This window comes from Ruegeria sp. HKCCD9138 (genome assembly GCF_057220975.1).
The window spans coordinates 323,586-339,966 of sequence record NZ_JBWVAZ010000001.1; the positions used below are offsets into that span (position 1 = coordinate 323,586).

Sequence of the window (16,381 nt, forward strand, 5' to 3'; positions counted from 1 at the left end):
GCAGAATCTTTAGGCGGCCTCTTCCGACTGACCGGGATCATTCTTGGTGCCCTTGATCCACTCTCGCAAACCCTGCATCAGGGCATAGAGGACCGGCACCACGATCACACCTACCAGCGTCGCGGCGAGCATGCCGCCGAATACGGCCACGCCGATGGCTCTCTGGCTGGCTGCACCCGCGCCACTCGCTGCCAGCAGCGGCACAACGCCCAGCAGGAAGGACAGCGCAGTCATCATCACCGCGCGGAAACGCTGATGCGCCGCCTCGGCCGCTGCATCCTTGATCGAAAGTCCCTTGGCGCGTTGTTCCATCGCAAATTCAACGATCAGAATGCCGTTCTTTGATGCGAGCCCGACAAGCATGATCATCCCGATCTGAGTATAAAGGTTGATGTCACTGCCAACGAGCGCCACAGCCGCAACTGCTCCGAACAGGGCAACGATGACCGACAGCAGGATGGAAACCGGCATTGTCCAGCTTTCGTACTGCCCCACAAGGAACAGATAGCCAAACAAAATCGCCAGCCCCAGAATGATGATCACAAGGCTGCCGGAAGCCAGCTGTTGCTGTGCCGTGCCCGTCCATTCGAACGCATAGCCGGGGGGCAGGGCGTTTGCGGATTCCTCGGTCATCACGTTGATCGCGTCGCCTGTTGACATGCCCGGGGCAGGCACAGCCGTAACCGTTGCCGAACGGAACAGGTTGTGCCGTTTCAGTAGAACCGGCCCCAGCACGTTTTCGACGTCGATCAATGTACCCAGCGGTACCATCTCGCCCTTTTCGGACCGCACATAAAGGTTCGAGATATCTTCGACATTGTCCCGATAGGTCCCGTCCGCCTGAATCATTACACGGTAGACCCGCCCAAACAGGTTGAAATCGTTGACGTAGTAGGAACCCAGTTGCGCTTGCATGGTCTGGAAAATCTCGGCCACGGACACCTGCAACGTCTTGGCCTTTTCCCGATCCAGATCGACGAACAGCTGCGGCACGTTTGCGCGGAAAGTGGTGTAAGCCTGCCCGATTTCGGACCGCTGATTGGCGGCATAGACAAATGATCCGACGGCCGAAGCCAGATCCTGCGGTGAACCGCCTCCGGTCTGTTGCACCTCCATTTCAACACCGGCGGACATGCCGAGGCCCTGAATGGGCGGTGGGTTGAAGGCCACGATTGATGCGGCGGATTCCCCGTTGGCGATGGCAAGCACCTTGGCGAGAATTGCGTCGGCGCTTAGGTCATCATCTTGGCGTTCGTCCCAGTTTTCGAGGTTCACAAAGATCGCGGCACCGTTGGTCGTGGTTCCGTTCAGCAGCGAGAACCCATTGATCAGAACGGTGCTGGCGACGCCGGGTATTTCCTGAATTTGTTCATCCACACGCGCAGAAACGGTCTCGGTGCGTTCCAGCGTGGCGGCGTCCGGCAACTGAATATCGACGAACAGGTAGCCATTGTCCTCAAGCGGGATAAAGCCGCTGGAGGTATTGGACATGATCGTACCACCACCCATCGCCAGGGCCACGATAATACCCAAGGCGATAACTGGCAGGACCAAAAGCTTACGAACGATCGAAACGTACCCGTTTCGAACGTTGCCAATGAACTTCTCAAACAGTGCCAGAACGCCTTTCGGCGGACCGCTCCGCGGACGCAAAACCATCCCGCAAAGAGCAGGAGACAGGGTCAAAGCATTGATCGACGAAATCACAACGGCCGTTGAAATCGTCACGGCAAACTGCGAGTAAAGCCGTCCTGAGATGCCGGGCATAAATGTGACGGGCACGAACACCGCCAGAAGAACAAGGGTGGTTGCTATGACTGGCCCGGTGATTTGGCCCATTGCTTTGCGGGTCGCTTCGGCCGGGGGCAACCCTTCCTCTGCGATGATCCGTTCGACGTTTTCCACCACCACGATCGCGTCATCCACCACGATCCCGATGGCCAGTACCAGCGCGAAAAGTGAGATTGTATTCAGCGACATGCCGAAGGCCAGTAGAAAGGCAAATGTCCCGATCAGCGAGACGGGAATGGCCACCGCAGGAATGATCGTTGCCCGCCAACTGCCAAGGAACAGGAACACGACCGTGATCACCAGCGTAAAGGTCATGATCAGGGTCGTGACCACGTCGTTCAGAGATTGTTCAACGAAGTCCGTCGTGTTGAAGGGCACTTGATATTCAACGTCCGTCGGGAAGGAACGAGACAGGCGTTCAAGTTCGGCTTCCACCCTGTCGGACACAGCCAGCGCGTTCGCGCCGGGGGCCTGATAGATGCCGATAACGGTCGCCGGGACGCTTTGGAAAAAGCCAGACGCGGCGTAGTATTCGGCACCAAGCTCGACGCGCGCGATATCCCGGACCCGTACAATTGACCCGGCATCACCAGTGCGGATGACGATATCACCGAACTCTGCGGCAGAAGTCAGACGGCCTTTGGTCTTGATCGTGTATTGAAAGGTTTGTCCTTCGGGCACCGGTGGCGCGCCGATGGACCCAGCGGAAACCTCGATATTCTGCTCGCGAATGGCATTGATGACATCGCCGGGCGTGATCGACAGGGCGGCCATCTTGTCCGGGTCCATCCAGATCCGCATGGCGTATTCCAGATTGGTCAGAACGTCCGCTTTACCCACGCCCTGAACACGTGCCAACGCGTCTTTCAGGTTGATCGAGGCATAGTTGGACAAGAACACGCTGTCATAAGTGCCATCGGGTGACGTCAGCGTGACCAGCAGCAACATGTTGGTCGATGCTTTCTGCGTCACGACCCCGGACGAGGTCACCTCGGTCGGCAGTGACGACATTGCCTGTGCAACGCGGTTTTGAACGTTCACCGAGGCGATATCCGGATCGGTGCCAACCTCAAACGTAATGTTCAAGGAATACGAGCCGTTATCCGACGAGGTTGACGTCATGTAGATCATGTCGTCCACACCGTTCACCTGAGCCTCGATAGGGGCGGCGACGGTGTTTTCAACAGTTTCGGCGTTGGCGCCGGTATAGGTCGCCGTCACGCTGACCACGGGTGGGGTAATGTCTGGAAACTGGGCGACCGGCAGAACCAGATAGCCGATACCGCCCAGAATGGTCAGCACCAGCGAGATGACAAGCGCCAGCTTGGGCCGGCTGATGAACAGGGCTGAGAACATCGGTTACTCTCCCGGCTGTTCAGAGGCCACGACCGCGTCGACGGCCACACCCGGGCGAACCCTTTGCAGGCCCTCGACAATCACGCTTTCGCCCTCGCGCAACCCGTCCAGAACGATGATTGCGGTGCCAACCGTGTCACCGGTTGTGATATAGCGCTGCTCGACCATCTGCTTGTCATTGACGACCAGAACGAATTCGCCGCGCTGATCACGCTGCAGTGCCGCTTGCGGGACCAAAACCTGCAAGGTGGGTTCCAGTGCTTCGATCTGAACGTTTACGAAAGCGCCGTCGATAATCAGGCGATCCGCATTGTCGAACTGCGCGCGCACGGTGATCGCGCCGGTCAGCGGGTCGATGCGGTTGTCGACAAAGACGATTTCGCCGGTTTCATCTAATTCGGTGCCGTTGGGCAAGGTGACATGCACGTTGGGGCTTTGATTGCTTTCGGCCAACGATGCCGGGTTCTCGCCAAATTGCTGAAGGACCGACGTGAACATCTTTTCGTTCAACGAGAAATTGACGTAGATCGGAGCTTCGCTGACCAGATTGACCAGCGGCGGGTTGTTGGGTCCGACCACATCACCGACGCTGGTTTCGATCCGGCCGATCCGGCCATCGAAAGGCGCATGGATCTGAGTGTAACTCAGGTCCAGTTCCGCCTGCTGAATTGCGGCGTTGGCAGCTTTGACTTCAGCCTCGGCCACCAATTCGTTGGCGCGGGCAATGTCACGCTCGGATTCAGGCGTCGCGTCACGCTTATACAACTCTTCCTTCCGGGCCAGATCCACCTTGGCCAGTTCCAGATTGGCCTCGGCTCGGTCCAGATCGGCCTTGCGGGCCTCAAGCGTTGCCTCGTACAGGTCAGGTTCGATGGTAAAAAGCAGGTCGCCTTCCGAAACCAGGGCCCCGTCTTCCACTTCCTTGCTGTCCAGAAAGCCGCTGACACGGGCAATGATATCCACCTTGTTGATCGCTTCGGCCCGGCCAATGAATATGGCCTCGTCAGTGATCTCCTCAGTGTAAGCGGCAGCGATGGACACTTTCGGTGGTGGCGCTTCGCTTTGATCCTGCGCCCATGCCGTGCTGGCCATCCCCAATATCGCTGACCCAGCCAGAGACAGGCCAAGTTTTCTGAGATGCCCGCTGTCTGAGAGCTTGGAGGTAAGGAATGCTGGGGACATGGCGGGCGCCTCGTTCAAGTATTGGATCAAGTGCCAAGGGTTGTGCTCAGCCCCGGCGAGTCGTGGAATTCCCTCGCAGGATGGCCGTTTTGGCGGCATATCTCAAGCTTCTTGAATGCGTTCAGAAGGATAGATATGCCGGGATTTTTCCCATTGATAGGCTGACTTACGCTGAAAAACTGAGCGCAAGCGCATCGCCTGGCCTTTTGTCTTGGGTACAAAACGAAGCACCGGGGGCCGATCAAGCCCTCGGTCTTTCAATCCGGAGCTCCGGAAGATTCAGTCGCGTGTTCCGGCGAACCTTGTCTGCCAGTCTTCTCGCTGCTCATCCGTGACCTTGGCAAACATTACATCCGGCACGGTGAATTCATGACCGGCGGGCAGGGTACTGAGCGCGGCCTCCACGTCGTCGGGCCAGCTAGTATCCAGCGTGTTCATCGCGCTCAACATTTTTGCCGAGGTTTCCGGGATGAACGGAGCGCTGAGCACGGCATAAAGGCGAATAAGGTTCAGCCCCAACCGGACCTGCGCAGCGGCTTGTTCGGGGTCTTCCTTGAAAGTCGACCACGGTGCTGCTGCTTGCAGATATTCGTTGCCCGCCACCCAGATCGCGCGCAGTTCCTGCGCCGATTTGCGGACCTCCATCGCTTCCATATGCCCTTCATAGGCGCGGACGCGTTTGGACAGTTCATCGATCAGTGCTTGCTCACGCTCGCCATAGGTGCCGCTTTCGGGCACGGCTTCACCGAATTTCGAACGGCAGAACTTGGTGATCCGGCTGACGAAGTTACCCAGAACGTCGGCGAGGTCTTTGTTCACCGATTGCTGGAAATTCTCCCACGTGAACTCGCTGTCACTGCTTTCGGGTGCATGACTCAGCAACCACCAGCGCCAGAAATCGGCCGGCAGGATCTCCAGCGCCTGATCCATGAACACGCCACGGCCCTGCGAGGTGGAGAACTGTCCGCCGTCATAGTTCAGGTAGTTGAACGACTTCAGATGATCGACCATCTTCCACGGCTCGCCCGAGCCCAGAATGGTTGCGGGGAAGCTGAGCGTATGGAAGGGCACATTATCCTTGCCCATGAACTGGACATAGCGGACATCGTCGGCACCTTTGTCAGTCCGCCACCAGCGTTCCCAATCCGTATCCGTCTTACCGTTCGCATCAGCCCACTCCTTGGCGCAGGCAATGTATTCGATGGGGGCGTCAAACCAGACGTAGAATACCTTACCTTCCATACCTGGCCAGTCCTGATCGCCTTTCTTGACCGGAACACCCCAGTCCAAATCGCGGGTGATGCCGCGGTCTTGCAGGCCGTCTCCGTCATGCAGCCACTTTTTCGCAATCGAGGTCGTCAGGATCGGCCAATCCGTCTTGCTGTCGATCCAGGCATCCAACTGATCCTTCATCGCTGACTGGCGCAGATACAGGTGCTTGGTCTCGCGCACTTCCAGATCGGTCGAGCCGGAAATGGCCGAGCGCGGTTCGATCAGGTCGGTCGGGTCCAGCTGCTTGGTGCAGTTCTCGCACTGATCTCCGCGCGCGCGCTCATAGCCGCAGTTGGGGCAGGTGCCTTCAATATAGCGGTCGGGCAGGAAACGTTCATCGGCGTTCGAGTAGACCTGCTTCTCGGTGACTTCACGGATCAGCCCGGCGTCATCGAGCTTGCCTGCGAAATGCTGGGTCAGCCTCTTGTTCTGTTCGCTGGACGAGCGGCCGAAGTGATCGAAGCTGAGGCCGAAGCGCTTGGCGATATCGGCCTGAACGCCATACATCTCGGCACAATACTCGGCCACGGGTTTGCCCGCCTTGGCCGCCGCCAGCTCGGCCGGCGTGCCGTGCTCATCGGTGGCGCACAGGAACATGACCTCGTTTCCCCGGCCGCGCTGATAGCGCGCGTACAGATCGGCAGGCAATTGCGAGCCGATCAGGTTGCCGAGGTGCTTGATCCCGTTGATGTAGGGGATCGCCGAGGTGATGAGAATCCGAGCCATGTTCCGTTTCCGCATATCTAACTGCGCGCCCGTCTACCTTATGTCACCGTCCAGCAAAACCCCGCCTTTCGCCTGGATGTCATTTTAGACACGCTGGCCGGTCGATATTGCCTGAAACACCCATGTCGGATTGCACAGGCGGAAGGCGCTGCAATACCCATAGGTTGCAAATTGGAATCACAACCCCTTGAATTCTTACAAATGGCTTCCCATTTTAAGTGTATACCAAAGTATACAAAAACGAGGGCAACCTGCTGATGTTCAACTTCCTCCTCGAGGGTGCGTTTGTGCCCTTTACCCTTGCGCTTGCGCTTCTGTTCGGCCTTTTGGTGCTGGAACTGATCGCGCTGATACTGGGCGGCAGCCTGATGGCGGGTGAGGGTGAAGTTGATCTGGACATGTTCGACGCCCCTGATCTGGACATTGGCGATTTCGATCTGGATATCGACGCGGATGTCGATCTGACCGAGTTTGAGCTAGCCGAGGTCGAAGCAGACGCGCCCGGCGTGGCTCCCGCAGGGCCGATGGCCTGGCTTGGAATTGGCAAAGTGCCCTTCATGATTTGGCTGGTGGTACTGCTGGCCGGGTTTGGCCTTAGTGGAATGGGTCTGCAGCTGGCTCTGCGCGATATACTGGGCTTTGAACTGCCAAGCTGGTTGGCCGCAATCCCCGCAGGTGGCTTTGGGCTGTGGTTTGCACGCGGCTTTGGTTCTGTATTCGCCCGCCTGCTGCCGAAAACCGAAAGTGAGGCGACGTCCGAACGTATGCTGGCGCGCCGCCGTGGCGTGATCACTCAGGGCACAGCCTCTCGCGGGCGCCCGGCCGAAGTGCGCGTATCCGACCGTTATGGCAACTCGCACTACCTGCGCGCGGAACCGTTGCAGGACAAGGACGCGCTGAAACAAGGCACCGACGTGTTGGTGCTGCGCGACCGACGGCGTGACCGGTTCGTTCTGGTCGGCTTGTCAGACTAACGAATTTTCAACCCCAATACGGAGGAATTTGCATGGAACTTCCCTTCCTGGCCGTCACAGTTGTGACCATTTTAGCGGTACTTTTGTTCATAGGCCTTGTATTAGGCCGTCTCTACCAACGTGCGACCCGAGAGGTCAGTCTGGTGAAAACCGGGGCGGGCGGCAAGAAGGTCATCATGGATGGCGGCGTCATCATCGTGCCGCTGCTGCATGAAGTAAGCCCGGTCAATATGAAGACCCTGCGTCTGGAAGTGCAGCGCAGCGGAGAGGCTGCCCTGATCACCAAGGATCGGATGCGTGTGGATGTAGGCGTCGAGTTCTATGTCTCTGTTATGGCGACCGAAGAGGGCATTGCGCGCGCCGCACAAACGCTGGGTGATCGCACCTTTGACGTCGAGCAATTGCGTGAGATGATTGAAGGCAAGCTGATCGACGGTCTGCGGGCCGTGGCTGCTCAGATGACCATGGACGGTCTGCACGAGAACCGCGCCGATTTTGTGCAGGAGGTGCAGAATGCAGTGTCCGAGGATCTGCTGAAGAACGGCCTGTCACTGGAATCCGTCTCGCTGACTGCGCTGGACCAGACACCGTTTGAGGCTCTGGATGAGAACAACGCCTTTAACGCCGTGGGTATGCGCAAGCTGGCCGAGGCCATTGCGACCTCGAAGAAAGAGCGCGCGCAGATCGATGCCGAAGCCGAGGTCGAAGTCCGTCGTGCTGCGATGGAAGCGGAACGCCAGAAGCTGTTGATCGAGCAGGACGAGGCGCAGGCGCGTATTGAACAGACCCAGAAGGTCGAAACCCTGCGTGTGGCGCAAGAGGCCGAGATTGCTGCGCGGACGGAAGACTCGGTGCGTGAAACCGAACGGGCCCGGATCGCTCGTGAAGAAGCCATCCGCGCCGCCGATATCGAACGCGAGCGTAAAATCCGCGAGGCCGAAATCTCGAAAGAGCGTGAACTGGAAGTAGCCGAGCAAGAGCGGCAGATCATCATCGCGCAGAAATCCGAAGAAGAAAGCCGTGCCCGTGCGTCCGCCGACCTGGCTCGGGCCGAGGCGACCAAGGCGACGGAAGCCGTGGCAACCGCTCGCGAAGTGGCTGAGGCCGAGCGCCAGAAGCAGATTGCTCTGATCGAAGCCACGCGTGAGGCAGAACGTCAGGCAACCGCGATCCGACTGGCCGCACAGGCCGAGAAAGAAGCCGCCGCCGACCGTGCAGAAGCGCGCAGGGAAGAGGCGCAAGCCGAAGCGGACGCGTTGAACATCCGGGCCGAGGCCAAGAAGAACGACATGCTGGCCGAAGCGGAAGGTAAGCGCGCGATTGTCGAGGCCGACAACGCCCTGTCGCAGGAACAGATCCGCATGAAGGTTGATCTGGCTCGGATCGAAACCATGCCTTCGATCATCTCGGAAATGGTCAAGCCGGCAGAGAAGATCGACTCGATCAAGATCCATCAGGTCGGTGGGATCGGTGGTTCGAATGGTGGCAGTGCCGCAAGTGGCGACAAACCGGTAGTCAATCAGGCCCTCGACTCGATCATGGGTATGGCCGTGCAAATGCCCGCGCTCAAGAAACTGGGGGAAGAGCTGGGCCTGTCGATGGAAAACGGCGTCGGTGGCATTGTGAACGGCGCGCTGGAGTCGACAACCGAGCCGGTGGAAGCGGCCGAGCTGGTCGAACGGGAACCACGCGCCGAGCATTAACCAGAAAGGGCCGGGAGTTTCCCGGCCCTTTTTCTATCGCCCCTCGCGCGACCGTTTCAGCAGTCGGCCAATCGTAAACGAGGTTCTTGGTGCGTAGACATAATTGGTTCGTTCCTCCGGCGTGGGACGCGACCGCATCCGCGCCAAACCAAAGATGATCAGGAAAACGTGGCCCAATGCAACGAATGCAAACAACGCTCCGGGTCCGAACTGCTCGATCAATGTGGATGAAACATAGGGCGAAGCGATTGCTCCCAATGCGTACCAGAACATCAAGGCTGCAGACAATTCGACCCGCTGTTCTGTAGTGGCAAAGTCGTTTGCGTGCGCGGAAGACACCGAAAAGATCGGGAATGTCGTGAAACCGAAAACGCCAGCAGCTAGCATGACGCCGAGCGTTCCCGTGCCGCTGGCGACCATCGTGACCGCGCAACTCAGAACGGCCGCAACGGACAACCAGATCAGGACCCACCGCCGATCATATTTGTCGGCGAGCCATCCCATCGGGTACTGCGCCAGCGCGCCACCCAAAACAAATGACGCCAGGAAGAACGCGATCTGATCTACGCCCAGACCAACCTCTTGCCCATAAACCGGGCCGACCATCCGGAACGAGGCCGAGCTGAGAGCGGCGACGATCACGCCTGCCACCGCCAGCGGCGAACTGCGCCATGCCAGCTTCGGACGCAGGCGCGGGGCGTCGGGCGTAATTGGCTGGCTGGCGCGCGTCAACGTAAGGGGCAGCAGCGACGCGCAGCACAGTATGGCCAGCAGGTTGTACGAAACATAAGAGGCAGGTGGCAGAACAGCGATAATCAGCTGGGCGCCCAGAGATGCGCCCATGTCGACGATCCGATACGTGCCCATCGCGCGCCCACGCGTCTCATTGGTGACCTTGGCATTCAACCAGGCTTCGATCACCGTATAGCTTCCGGCAACGCAGGTGCCCGAGGCAATACGCAGCCCGGCCCAGATATACGGGTTATCTGTCAGTGTGTGGCCGATCAGACCCATTGCGCCCAACGCGGTACAAACGGCAAAGGCTCGTGAGTGCCCGATATTGCCCATAAGGCGCGGTGCCCACCAGCACCCGACAAAGAACCCAAGAAAATGCGCCGACCCCAGCAGGCCGATCTGTTCGGTCGAAAACTCCAGAGTGATGCCCGAGATTGCGTCGAGTGGGCCAACGCCGCCCGTCGAGAGCTGCAGAAGAATGACTGAAAGAAACAGGGCGGCAAATGAAATGATCGTGCGCATGATATAGCCAGATTGACTGTATCCAGGGACAATGCGCGCGCCTAATCGACTTTCGCAAGTCGTTTTTTGCCAATCCGAGTTCAGGTCATGCGAATAATCTCGGCCCGGATGTTCAGGCCCACCTGATCGTTTACAAGATCGGGATAGCCTGACGCGCCAAAGTCGTGGCGGTTCAGCGAACCGGTCAGGTGAATGTACAGAATATCCAACTCATCCGCGGCGCTGCCTGGTGGTCGGTAAAGGTTTGCACTGAGCGTTACCGAGCGGGTAACGCCGCGCACGGTGAGGTCTCCGGTAACGGATGCGCCCTCTGAAATGCGTCCTGTAGGCCCAAGTCGAATTCTGGTCGAGGTGAAGCGGATCGTTGGGTAACGGTCGGCGTCCAGCACACTTGGGCTCAGCATCGGACCGCGGGCAAAGGGCAGTTTGGTTCGCGCCCTTGCCACATCCAGAACAACGTCGACACGGCTGTTTTGCAGGCGTTTCGTGTCGACCAGAATATTGGCTGACCGGATCGGCATCGTGCCGGATTGCGTCACTCCGGACAGTTCGAAAGAAAACCCAACGGACGTTCCTTCGGAGGCAAGAGTATAGGGAATAAGCGTTGCCCGCGCACCTGCCAGCGGCAGGGTCGCCAGACCGGCGATCAGAGCGCGACGGGTGAGGCACCTCATGCCGGTGCCTCCAATCTGCGTGGCCGCGACCGGCTGAGCAGAAACAACAGGATGGCGATGTTCATTCCATTCCAGAGGATGCCATTCACAAAGGCCAGTTGGTAACTACCGGTGACGTCATAGATCCAGCCGGACATCCAGCCTCCGAGGGCCATTCCCAGGATGGTCATCATCATCACGAACCCCACCCGCGCGCCAGCCTCTCGCGGCGGCATGTATTCGCGAACGACCAGTGCGTAGCTGGGGACGATGCCCCCCTGCGCGAGGCCAAACAACATGCTGACGATATACAGCGAAACCATGCCGTCATAGGGAAGGAACAGGAACAGGGCGATGCATTGAAGGACCGAGCCGATCAACAGGGTATGAAGCCCGCCCAGCCGGTCTGCGACAAGGCCGGAAATCAGGCGGCTGACCACACCTCCGAGCAGCATCAGACTCAGCATTTCAGCGCCCACGGCGGGGCCGTAGCCCAAGCCGACGCAGTAGGACACGATGTGAACTTGCGGCATCGACATTGCCACGCAACAGCCGATCCCGGCCAGCCCCAGAATATACTGCAACGCACGCGGCGAGATGCCAACGCTTTGCGCCCTGATCTGGGCAGCGGCAGCAGCGGTGCTGTGCGCTTCAGCAGGCACCTGACGGCGCAACAACAGGGACAGCGGAACGACGACGGCCAGCGTGATGATGGCCAGTGTCAGGTAGACCTGTTGCCAACCATCGCGCGCCAAAATGCCTGACAGCAGCGTTGGCCAGATCGCACCGGACAGGTAGTTGCCGCTTGCCACCAGCGCCACCGCGATCCCGCGCCTGCGCATGAACCAGTGCGAGATGTCTGCAATCAGCGGCCCGAACCCAACCGACGTTCCCAATCCCAGCAGCAGATGCGCCGCCGATAGCATGGCTATGGTCGGGGCGAATGCAGCCAAAATGTAGCTGATAGCGCTCAGTACGGCGGCACCGATCAGGGACCAGGTCGCGCCCAATCGATCGACGAGCTGCCCAAGCGCCATGTTGCCAAGCGCAAATCCGATCATGGTTAGGGTAAACGGCATCGACGCCGCTGCGCGCCCGGCCTGAAACTGGGTTTCGATGGCAGGCATCACGACAATGACGGCCCACATGCCTACGTTGATCACGGTAGCTATGGCCAGAGTGATCAGAAGGCGAAGCCAGGAATAGCGGCTGTCGTGGATCGCGTGGGTCATGCGGCAACGCTAGGGCGCGCCCCTGGTTTTGACCAGTCACAAGTTTCGTGATCGGTCTGGTGCGTCAAGCGGGGATCTCTTCCGTTTCGATCCGCTGCAAGTGCAGACCGGCCCGGGCGGCGGTCTGGCTGGCCTGCCAACTGACCGGGGGCAGGGCGCGGGCGCGGCGGCGGGTCAGGGTCCAGCGCCTTGCCTCGCCCCGATGGGTCGCGGCCATGTGCCAGCGCGTCTCGACCCCCTGCGCGCCGCCGTCGCCGGGGGTCAGCAGCAGACCCAGCGGAGCCCGCCCCATCGCGCCGCCCTGCTCAGCGGCCAGATGCATCCGTCGCACCGGCGTCAGCCCCGGCGCACCCGGCAGATCGCCGATGATCAGAGGGATCGCCCCGCTGCGCAGTGCCTCTTCCATGCACCACAGCAGATCCTCGGCGCGGGTGGGGCGGACGAACAGGAACCGCGCGGGGTCGGCAAAGGGCATCATCCCGTCGGGGTTCAACTGGCCGGGCTCCCACGCAGGGGAAATCCACAGCACCGGCCCCTGCGCCTGACCCGCCAGCCACATGGCAAAGCTGCGCCGGGCGGGGCCGCAGGCCTCGTGCACGCGACCCAGTTGCAGTGTGATCTGCGGGTGCAGTTTCAGCCCCGGCGCCTCTCGCGCGGGTTTGCGGCCAAGAAGATGTGCAGACATGCCGGGATGCTAGCATGTTCCACTTTTGTTCTCAAATGAAAAGCGTCGCTGTTGCCCGGTTAACGCGACAGGATCAGACGGCCATCCGCGAACTGGATATTGGAAAACCGATGCAGATACTCCATGCCAAGCAGCGACTGGTTCAAATCACCTTCATTGATCGAGGCGCGAACGTCGCGATCTGTGATCGGTCCCAGCGCCAGGCTGTCCAACCGCACCGGCGCAGTACGGACCACGCCATTGGCCGTCGCGGCCCGTCCCAGATAATTCAGCTGATCCGTATCAATCCCAACCCGTTCGGCATCCTGCGGGCTGAGCACGATCTGACTGGCTCCGGTATCGACCAGAAACGTGACCGGTTCGCCATTCACCAGCATCGGTAGATAATAATGGCCATCAAACGATCGCGGTACCTCGATCCGATGATCCGACACGGTCATTTGCGGCGTGGTGCTGACGGTCGAGCGGATGTCGCCCCACAACCCGATCACTGCGATGACGCCGATAAAGATAAACACCCAGGCGGCGACCATCTGCATGGTTTTGCCCAAAGATTGGCGGTTCTGAGTGATGAACCACATCAGCAGGGCCGCCCCCAGCAAAACCAGATAGGTCAAACGCCCGATCTCATAACCATCCATACCGTCGTCCACAAAAAATCGCTCTTACCGTCCCAATATGGGAATTCATGACGCAAAACCAAAGGCCTTGAGGCCATCCAGAATGAACTGAACCGACAGGGCGGCCAGCAGCATTCCCAGCAACCGGGTCAGTACGTTCAGCCCGGTTTTTCCCAGAATGCGCGCGATCAGCCCGCCAGAGAGAAAGAACAATAGAACCACAGCCATGACGGCCAGCATAACGGCGCACGCCATCGCGATTCCCTGAAGGCCGGGGTTTTGCCCTGCCAAAAGAATGATCGTTGCAATCGATCCAGGGCCGGCGACCAAGGGAATTGCCAGCGGAAAGACGGACGGGTCTGGGTGGTCTTCTTCTTCCGCGCGATCCTCACGCCGCTTGGTGCGCCGTTCGAAAAGCATGTCGAGCGCGGTCAGAAACAGCAACGCGCCACCGGCCACGCGAAATGCTTCCATCGAGATGCCGACAAAGCCCAGCACAGCCTCACCAAAGGCAGCAAAGGCGATCAGAATACCCGATGCCGTCAAACAGGTGCGATAGGCGACTTTTCGACGTGCGCGCGCATCCATGTCCTGCGTCATGGCCACGAATATCGGCGTAGTTCCAAAAGGATCGATCACCACGAAAAGCGTAGTGAAAGCCGTTATGAAGAAAGCGATATCAATCAATCTTCTGCATCCTCTTGCAGACGTTCCAGAACCTGCATGGCTTCGTCCAGTTGAGATGCTGGGACATAGACATGATCGTGAAAGTACCCGGCGACCATGTTTGCCGGAATACCTGCTTGCGCCAGTGCTGCCGAAACCGCGGCGGTGAGACCAACACCTTCGAGCGAGGAATGGACCCGCAGCGTGATGCACCGCATGGGAAGTGCATTCTCGGGGGCAAAACCGATGGGAACGATAAGCGAGAGGCCTTCGTCTTCAATGCAACTGGCGCGCGTTCCTTGAGGCCAGACGGTATCATCGGGCCAGGTGACGAAGGCGAATTCTCCGGCAACGGCACGCGGTCGCATGCCTGAGATCATTGCCCTGGTGTCCTTGACGGGTGTGGTCATGCGGCGGCCTCGGCCTTCTCAAGCCGCTCGGCGGCGGCGACCCACAGGGCCTCGGCCTTTTGCATGGCCTCATTCACTTCGGCGAACTTGCGGTTCCAGTTTTCCAGATCGCTGATCCGGTCGTCCTCGTAAAGTGCCGGGTCGGCCAGTTTGGCCGAAAGCCTTTCGTGCATGTCCGTCAGTTTTTCGATCCGGTCCTCGCATTTTCGCAGCTCGGCGCGCAGGGCCAGCATCGCCTCGCGCGAGGGACGCTTGGGCTTGGCGGTTTGCAGCTTTGTCTTGACGGGTTTGTCACGCTCCAGAAGCATGGCGCGATAAGCCTCGAGGTCGCCATCAAACTGCCTGACCGTACCGCCCGAGACCAGCCATAATCGGTCGGCGACCAGCCCCAGCAGATGCATATCGTGACTGACCAGAATGACCGCGCCGGAATAGGCTGTCAGGGCTTCGACCAGCGCCTCGCGGCTTTCGATGTCGAGGTGGTTGGTCGGTTCGTCAAGGATCAGCATGTGCGGCGCGTCGATGGTTGCGATCAGCAACGACAGCCGCGCTTTTTGTCCACCTGACAGGCGCCCGACCAAAGTTTCCGCCTGATCCGCATTCAGCCCGAACCCGGCCAGACGCGAGCGCCATTTGCCCGGCGCCTCATCCGGGCGCAGGCGGCGCAAATGATCGAGAGGTGTTTCGTCCACGTGCAGCTCGTCCACCTGATGCTGCGCGAAATAGCCGATCCGCAGCTTCGAGCTGCGACTCATCTTGCCTGCCATCAGCGGCAAGCGGTCCGACAGCAGCTTCGACAGGGTCGACTTGCCCTGACCGTTCTTACCCAGCAGCGCGATCCGGTCATCCTGATCGATGCGCAGGTTGAGGCGGCGCAGAACCTCGGTTTCACCATAGCCGGTCACACCACCCTCAAGCTGAATGATCGGCGGTGACAGCTCCTCGGGTTCTGGGAAAGAGAACGCACGCAGCGCGGCCTCTTGCGGGGTCGAGATCAGTTGGATGCGCTCGATCATCTTCAAACGCGACTGCGCCTGAACCGCCTTGGATGCCTTGTAGCGGAAACGGTCGACGAAACTTTGCAGGTGGGCAATGCGGGCCTTTGCCTTGGCATTTTCCGATTCCGCCTGCGCCAGACGTTCCGCCCGTCGCTCGGCGAATTTGTCGTAAGGCACGGCGTAGTAAGTCAGCTTGCGATCTTCCAGATGCAAGATCGAGCCCACCGCGCGGTTCAGCAACCCTCGGTCATGGCTGATGATGATGACTGTGTGCGGGTACCTGGCCAGATAGCTTTCCAGCCACAGCGCGCCTTCGAGGTCCAGATAGTTGGTCGGTTCGTCAAGCAGCAGCAGGTCAGGCTGAGAAAACAGCACCGCCGCAAGCGCAACGCGCATCCGCCAGCCACCCGAGAAATCGGAGCAGGGCTTTTGCTGATCCTCATCGTCAAATCCCAGACCTTTCAGGATCGAGGCCGCGCGTGCCTCGGCTGACCAGGCGTCTATATCGGCCAATCTGGTCTGAATTTCAGCTATGCGGGTAGGGTCGCTGGCGCTGTCGGCTTCGGCCATCAATGCGCTGCGTTCAGTATCAGCGGCCAGAACCGTGTTGATTAGCGACACATCGGACGAGGGCACCTCTTGCGCAACCCCGCCGATCCGCGCGCGCTTGGGAACGGAAATGTTGCCGGATTCCAACGACAACTCGCCTCTGATGAGGCGAAACAATGTTGTCTTGCCCGTGCCGTTCCGCCCAACCAGACCGACCTTGTGACCATCGGGAATGGTTGCGCTGGCCTCGTCAAACAAGGGGCGGCCTTCGACCGCATATGTGATGTTCTGGATCCGTAGCATAGGC

The 16,381-nt window shown here is 59.5% G+C and carries 13 protein-coding genes; 2 read left to right on the forward strand and 11 right to left on the reverse strand.

Features of this window, described 5'->3' with window-relative positions:
* Positions 1-9: 9 nt before the first annotated feature.
* The 3 genes from AC2TEL_RS01660 to metG form a co-directional block, all read right to left on the reverse strand.
* Complete coding sequence (locus tag AC2TEL_RS01660) at positions 10-3,147, reverse strand: efflux RND transporter permease subunit (protein WP_480901547.1); 3,138 nt, start codon at positions 3,145-3,147, stop codon at positions 10-12.
* A 3-nt stretch (positions 3,148-3,150) separates the two neighbouring features.
* A complete protein-coding gene (locus AC2TEL_RS01665; protein ID WP_480839216.1) occupies positions 3,151-4,329 on the reverse strand; it encodes an efflux RND transporter periplasmic adaptor subunit in 1,179 nt (392 codons plus the stop codon).
* A 279-nt stretch (positions 4,330-4,608) separates the two neighbouring features.
* On the reverse strand, positions 4,609-6,327 hold the full coding sequence (gene metG, locus AC2TEL_RS01670; RefSeq protein WP_480901548.1) for a methionine--tRNA ligase: 1,719 nt from the start codon (positions 6,325-6,327) through the stop codon (positions 4,609-4,611).
* A gap of 257 nt (positions 6,328-6,584) precedes the next feature.
* Between metG and AC2TEL_RS01675 the strand changes: the two genes are divergently transcribed.
* Positions 6,585-7,301 carry an OB-fold-containig protein gene (locus AC2TEL_RS01675; protein ID WP_480861865.1) on the forward strand — a complete coding sequence of 239 codons (717 nt, stop codon included), beginning with the start codon at positions 6,585-6,587 and terminating at the stop codon, positions 7,299-7,301.
* Between the two features lie 32 nt (positions 7,302-7,333).
* Positions 7,334-9,004, forward strand: coding sequence for a flotillin family protein (locus AC2TEL_RS01680; RefSeq protein WP_480901549.1), 1,671 nt, complete (start codon positions 7,334-7,336; stop codon positions 9,002-9,004).
* Positions 9,005-9,037: 33 nt separating this feature from the next.
* Here the strand turns inward: AC2TEL_RS01680 and AC2TEL_RS01685 are convergent, their stop codons facing one another.
* From AC2TEL_RS01685 to AC2TEL_RS01720, 8 genes are all read right to left on the reverse strand, one after another.
* Positions 9,038-10,261, reverse strand: coding sequence for an MFS transporter (locus AC2TEL_RS01685; protein WP_480901550.1), 1,224 nt, complete (start codon positions 10,259-10,261; stop codon positions 9,038-9,040).
* Positions 10,262-10,341: 80 nt separating this feature from the next.
* A complete protein-coding gene (locus tag AC2TEL_RS01690) occupies positions 10,342-10,935 on the reverse strand; it encodes a YceI family protein (protein WP_480901551.1) in 594 nt (197 codons plus the stop codon).
* On the reverse strand, positions 10,932-12,146 hold the full coding sequence (locus AC2TEL_RS01695; RefSeq protein WP_480901552.1) for an MFS transporter: 1,215 nt from the start codon (positions 12,144-12,146) through the stop codon (positions 10,932-10,934). The genes AC2TEL_RS01690 and AC2TEL_RS01695 overlap by 4 nt, the downstream gene beginning before the upstream one ends.
* 64 nt (positions 12,147-12,210) lie before the next feature.
* Positions 12,211-12,831: an ImuA family protein gene (locus AC2TEL_RS01700; protein WP_480839230.1), complete on the reverse strand. Its 621-nt coding sequence runs from the start codon at positions 12,829-12,831 to the stop codon at positions 12,211-12,213.
* A 59-nt stretch (positions 12,832-12,890) separates the two neighbouring features.
* Positions 12,891-13,472 carry a retropepsin-like aspartic protease family protein gene (locus AC2TEL_RS01705; protein WP_480839232.1) on the reverse strand — a complete coding sequence of 194 codons (582 nt, stop codon included), beginning with the start codon at positions 13,470-13,472 and terminating at the stop codon, positions 12,891-12,893.
* A gap of 45 nt (positions 13,473-13,517) precedes the next feature.
* Complete coding sequence (locus tag AC2TEL_RS01710) at positions 13,518-14,138, reverse strand: MarC family protein (protein ID WP_480839234.1); 621 nt, start codon at positions 14,136-14,138, stop codon at positions 13,518-13,520.
* Complete coding sequence (locus tag AC2TEL_RS01715; protein ID WP_480901553.1) at positions 14,135-14,527, reverse strand: ACT domain-containing protein; 393 nt, start codon at positions 14,525-14,527, stop codon at positions 14,135-14,137. Before AC2TEL_RS01715 ends, AC2TEL_RS01710 begins: the two co-directional genes overlap by 4 nt.
* Positions 14,524-16,377 (reverse strand): ABC-F family ATP-binding cassette domain-containing protein, encoded by a 1,854-nt coding sequence (locus AC2TEL_RS01720; protein WP_480839238.1) that lies wholly within the window; start codon positions 16,375-16,377, stop codon positions 14,524-14,526. Before AC2TEL_RS01720 ends, AC2TEL_RS01715 begins: the two co-directional genes overlap by 4 nt.
* Between the last annotated feature and the right edge of the window lie 4 nt (positions 16,378-16,381).

What these genes read in the sequence shown, in the direction of transcription:
- AC2TEL_RS01660 (WP_480901547.1), bottom strand. Translation starts at nt 3,147, where the DNA reads ATGTTCTCAGCCCTGTTCATCAGCCGGCCCAAGCTGGCGCTTGTCATC.
- AC2TEL_RS01665 (WP_480839216.1), bottom strand. Translation starts at nt 4,329, where the DNA reads ATGTCCCCAGCATTCCTTACCTCCAAGCTCTCAGACAGCGGGCATCTC.
- metG (WP_480901548.1), bottom strand. Translation starts at nt 6,327, where the DNA reads ATGGCTCGGATTCTCATCACCTCGGCGATCCCCTACATCAACGGGATC.
- AC2TEL_RS01675 (WP_480861865.1), top strand. Translation starts at nt 6,585, where the DNA reads ATGTTCAACTTCCTCCTCGAGGGTGCGTTTGTGCCCTTTACCCTTGCG.
- AC2TEL_RS01680 (WP_480901549.1), top strand. Translation starts at nt 7,334, where the DNA reads ATGGAACTTCCCTTCCTGGCCGTCACAGTTGTGACCATTTTAGCGGTA.
- AC2TEL_RS01685 (WP_480901550.1), bottom strand. Translation starts at nt 10,261, where the DNA reads ATGCGCACGATCATTTCATTTGCCGCCCTGTTTCTTTCAGTCATTCTT.
- AC2TEL_RS01690 (WP_480901551.1), bottom strand. Translation starts at nt 10,935, where the DNA reads ATGAGGTGCCTCACCCGTCGCGCTCTGATCGCCGGTCTGGCGACCCTG.
- AC2TEL_RS01695 (WP_480901552.1), bottom strand. Translation starts at nt 12,146, where the DNA reads ATGACCCACGCGATCCACGACAGCCGCTATTCCTGGCTTCGCCTTCTG.
- AC2TEL_RS01700 (WP_480839230.1), bottom strand. Translation starts at nt 12,831, where the DNA reads ATGTCTGCACATCTTCTTGGCCGCAAACCCGCGCGAGAGGCGCCGGGG.
- AC2TEL_RS01705 (WP_480839232.1), bottom strand. Translation starts at nt 13,472, where the DNA reads ATGGATGGTTATGAGATCGGGCGTTTGACCTATCTGGTTTTGCTGGGG.
- AC2TEL_RS01715 (WP_480901553.1), bottom strand. Translation starts at nt 14,527, where the DNA reads ATGACCACACCCGTCAAGGACACCAGGGCAATGATCTCAGGCATGCGA.
- AC2TEL_RS01720 (WP_480839238.1), bottom strand. Translation starts at nt 16,377, where the DNA reads ATGCTACGGATCCAGAACATCACATATGCGGTCGAAGGCCGCCCCTTG.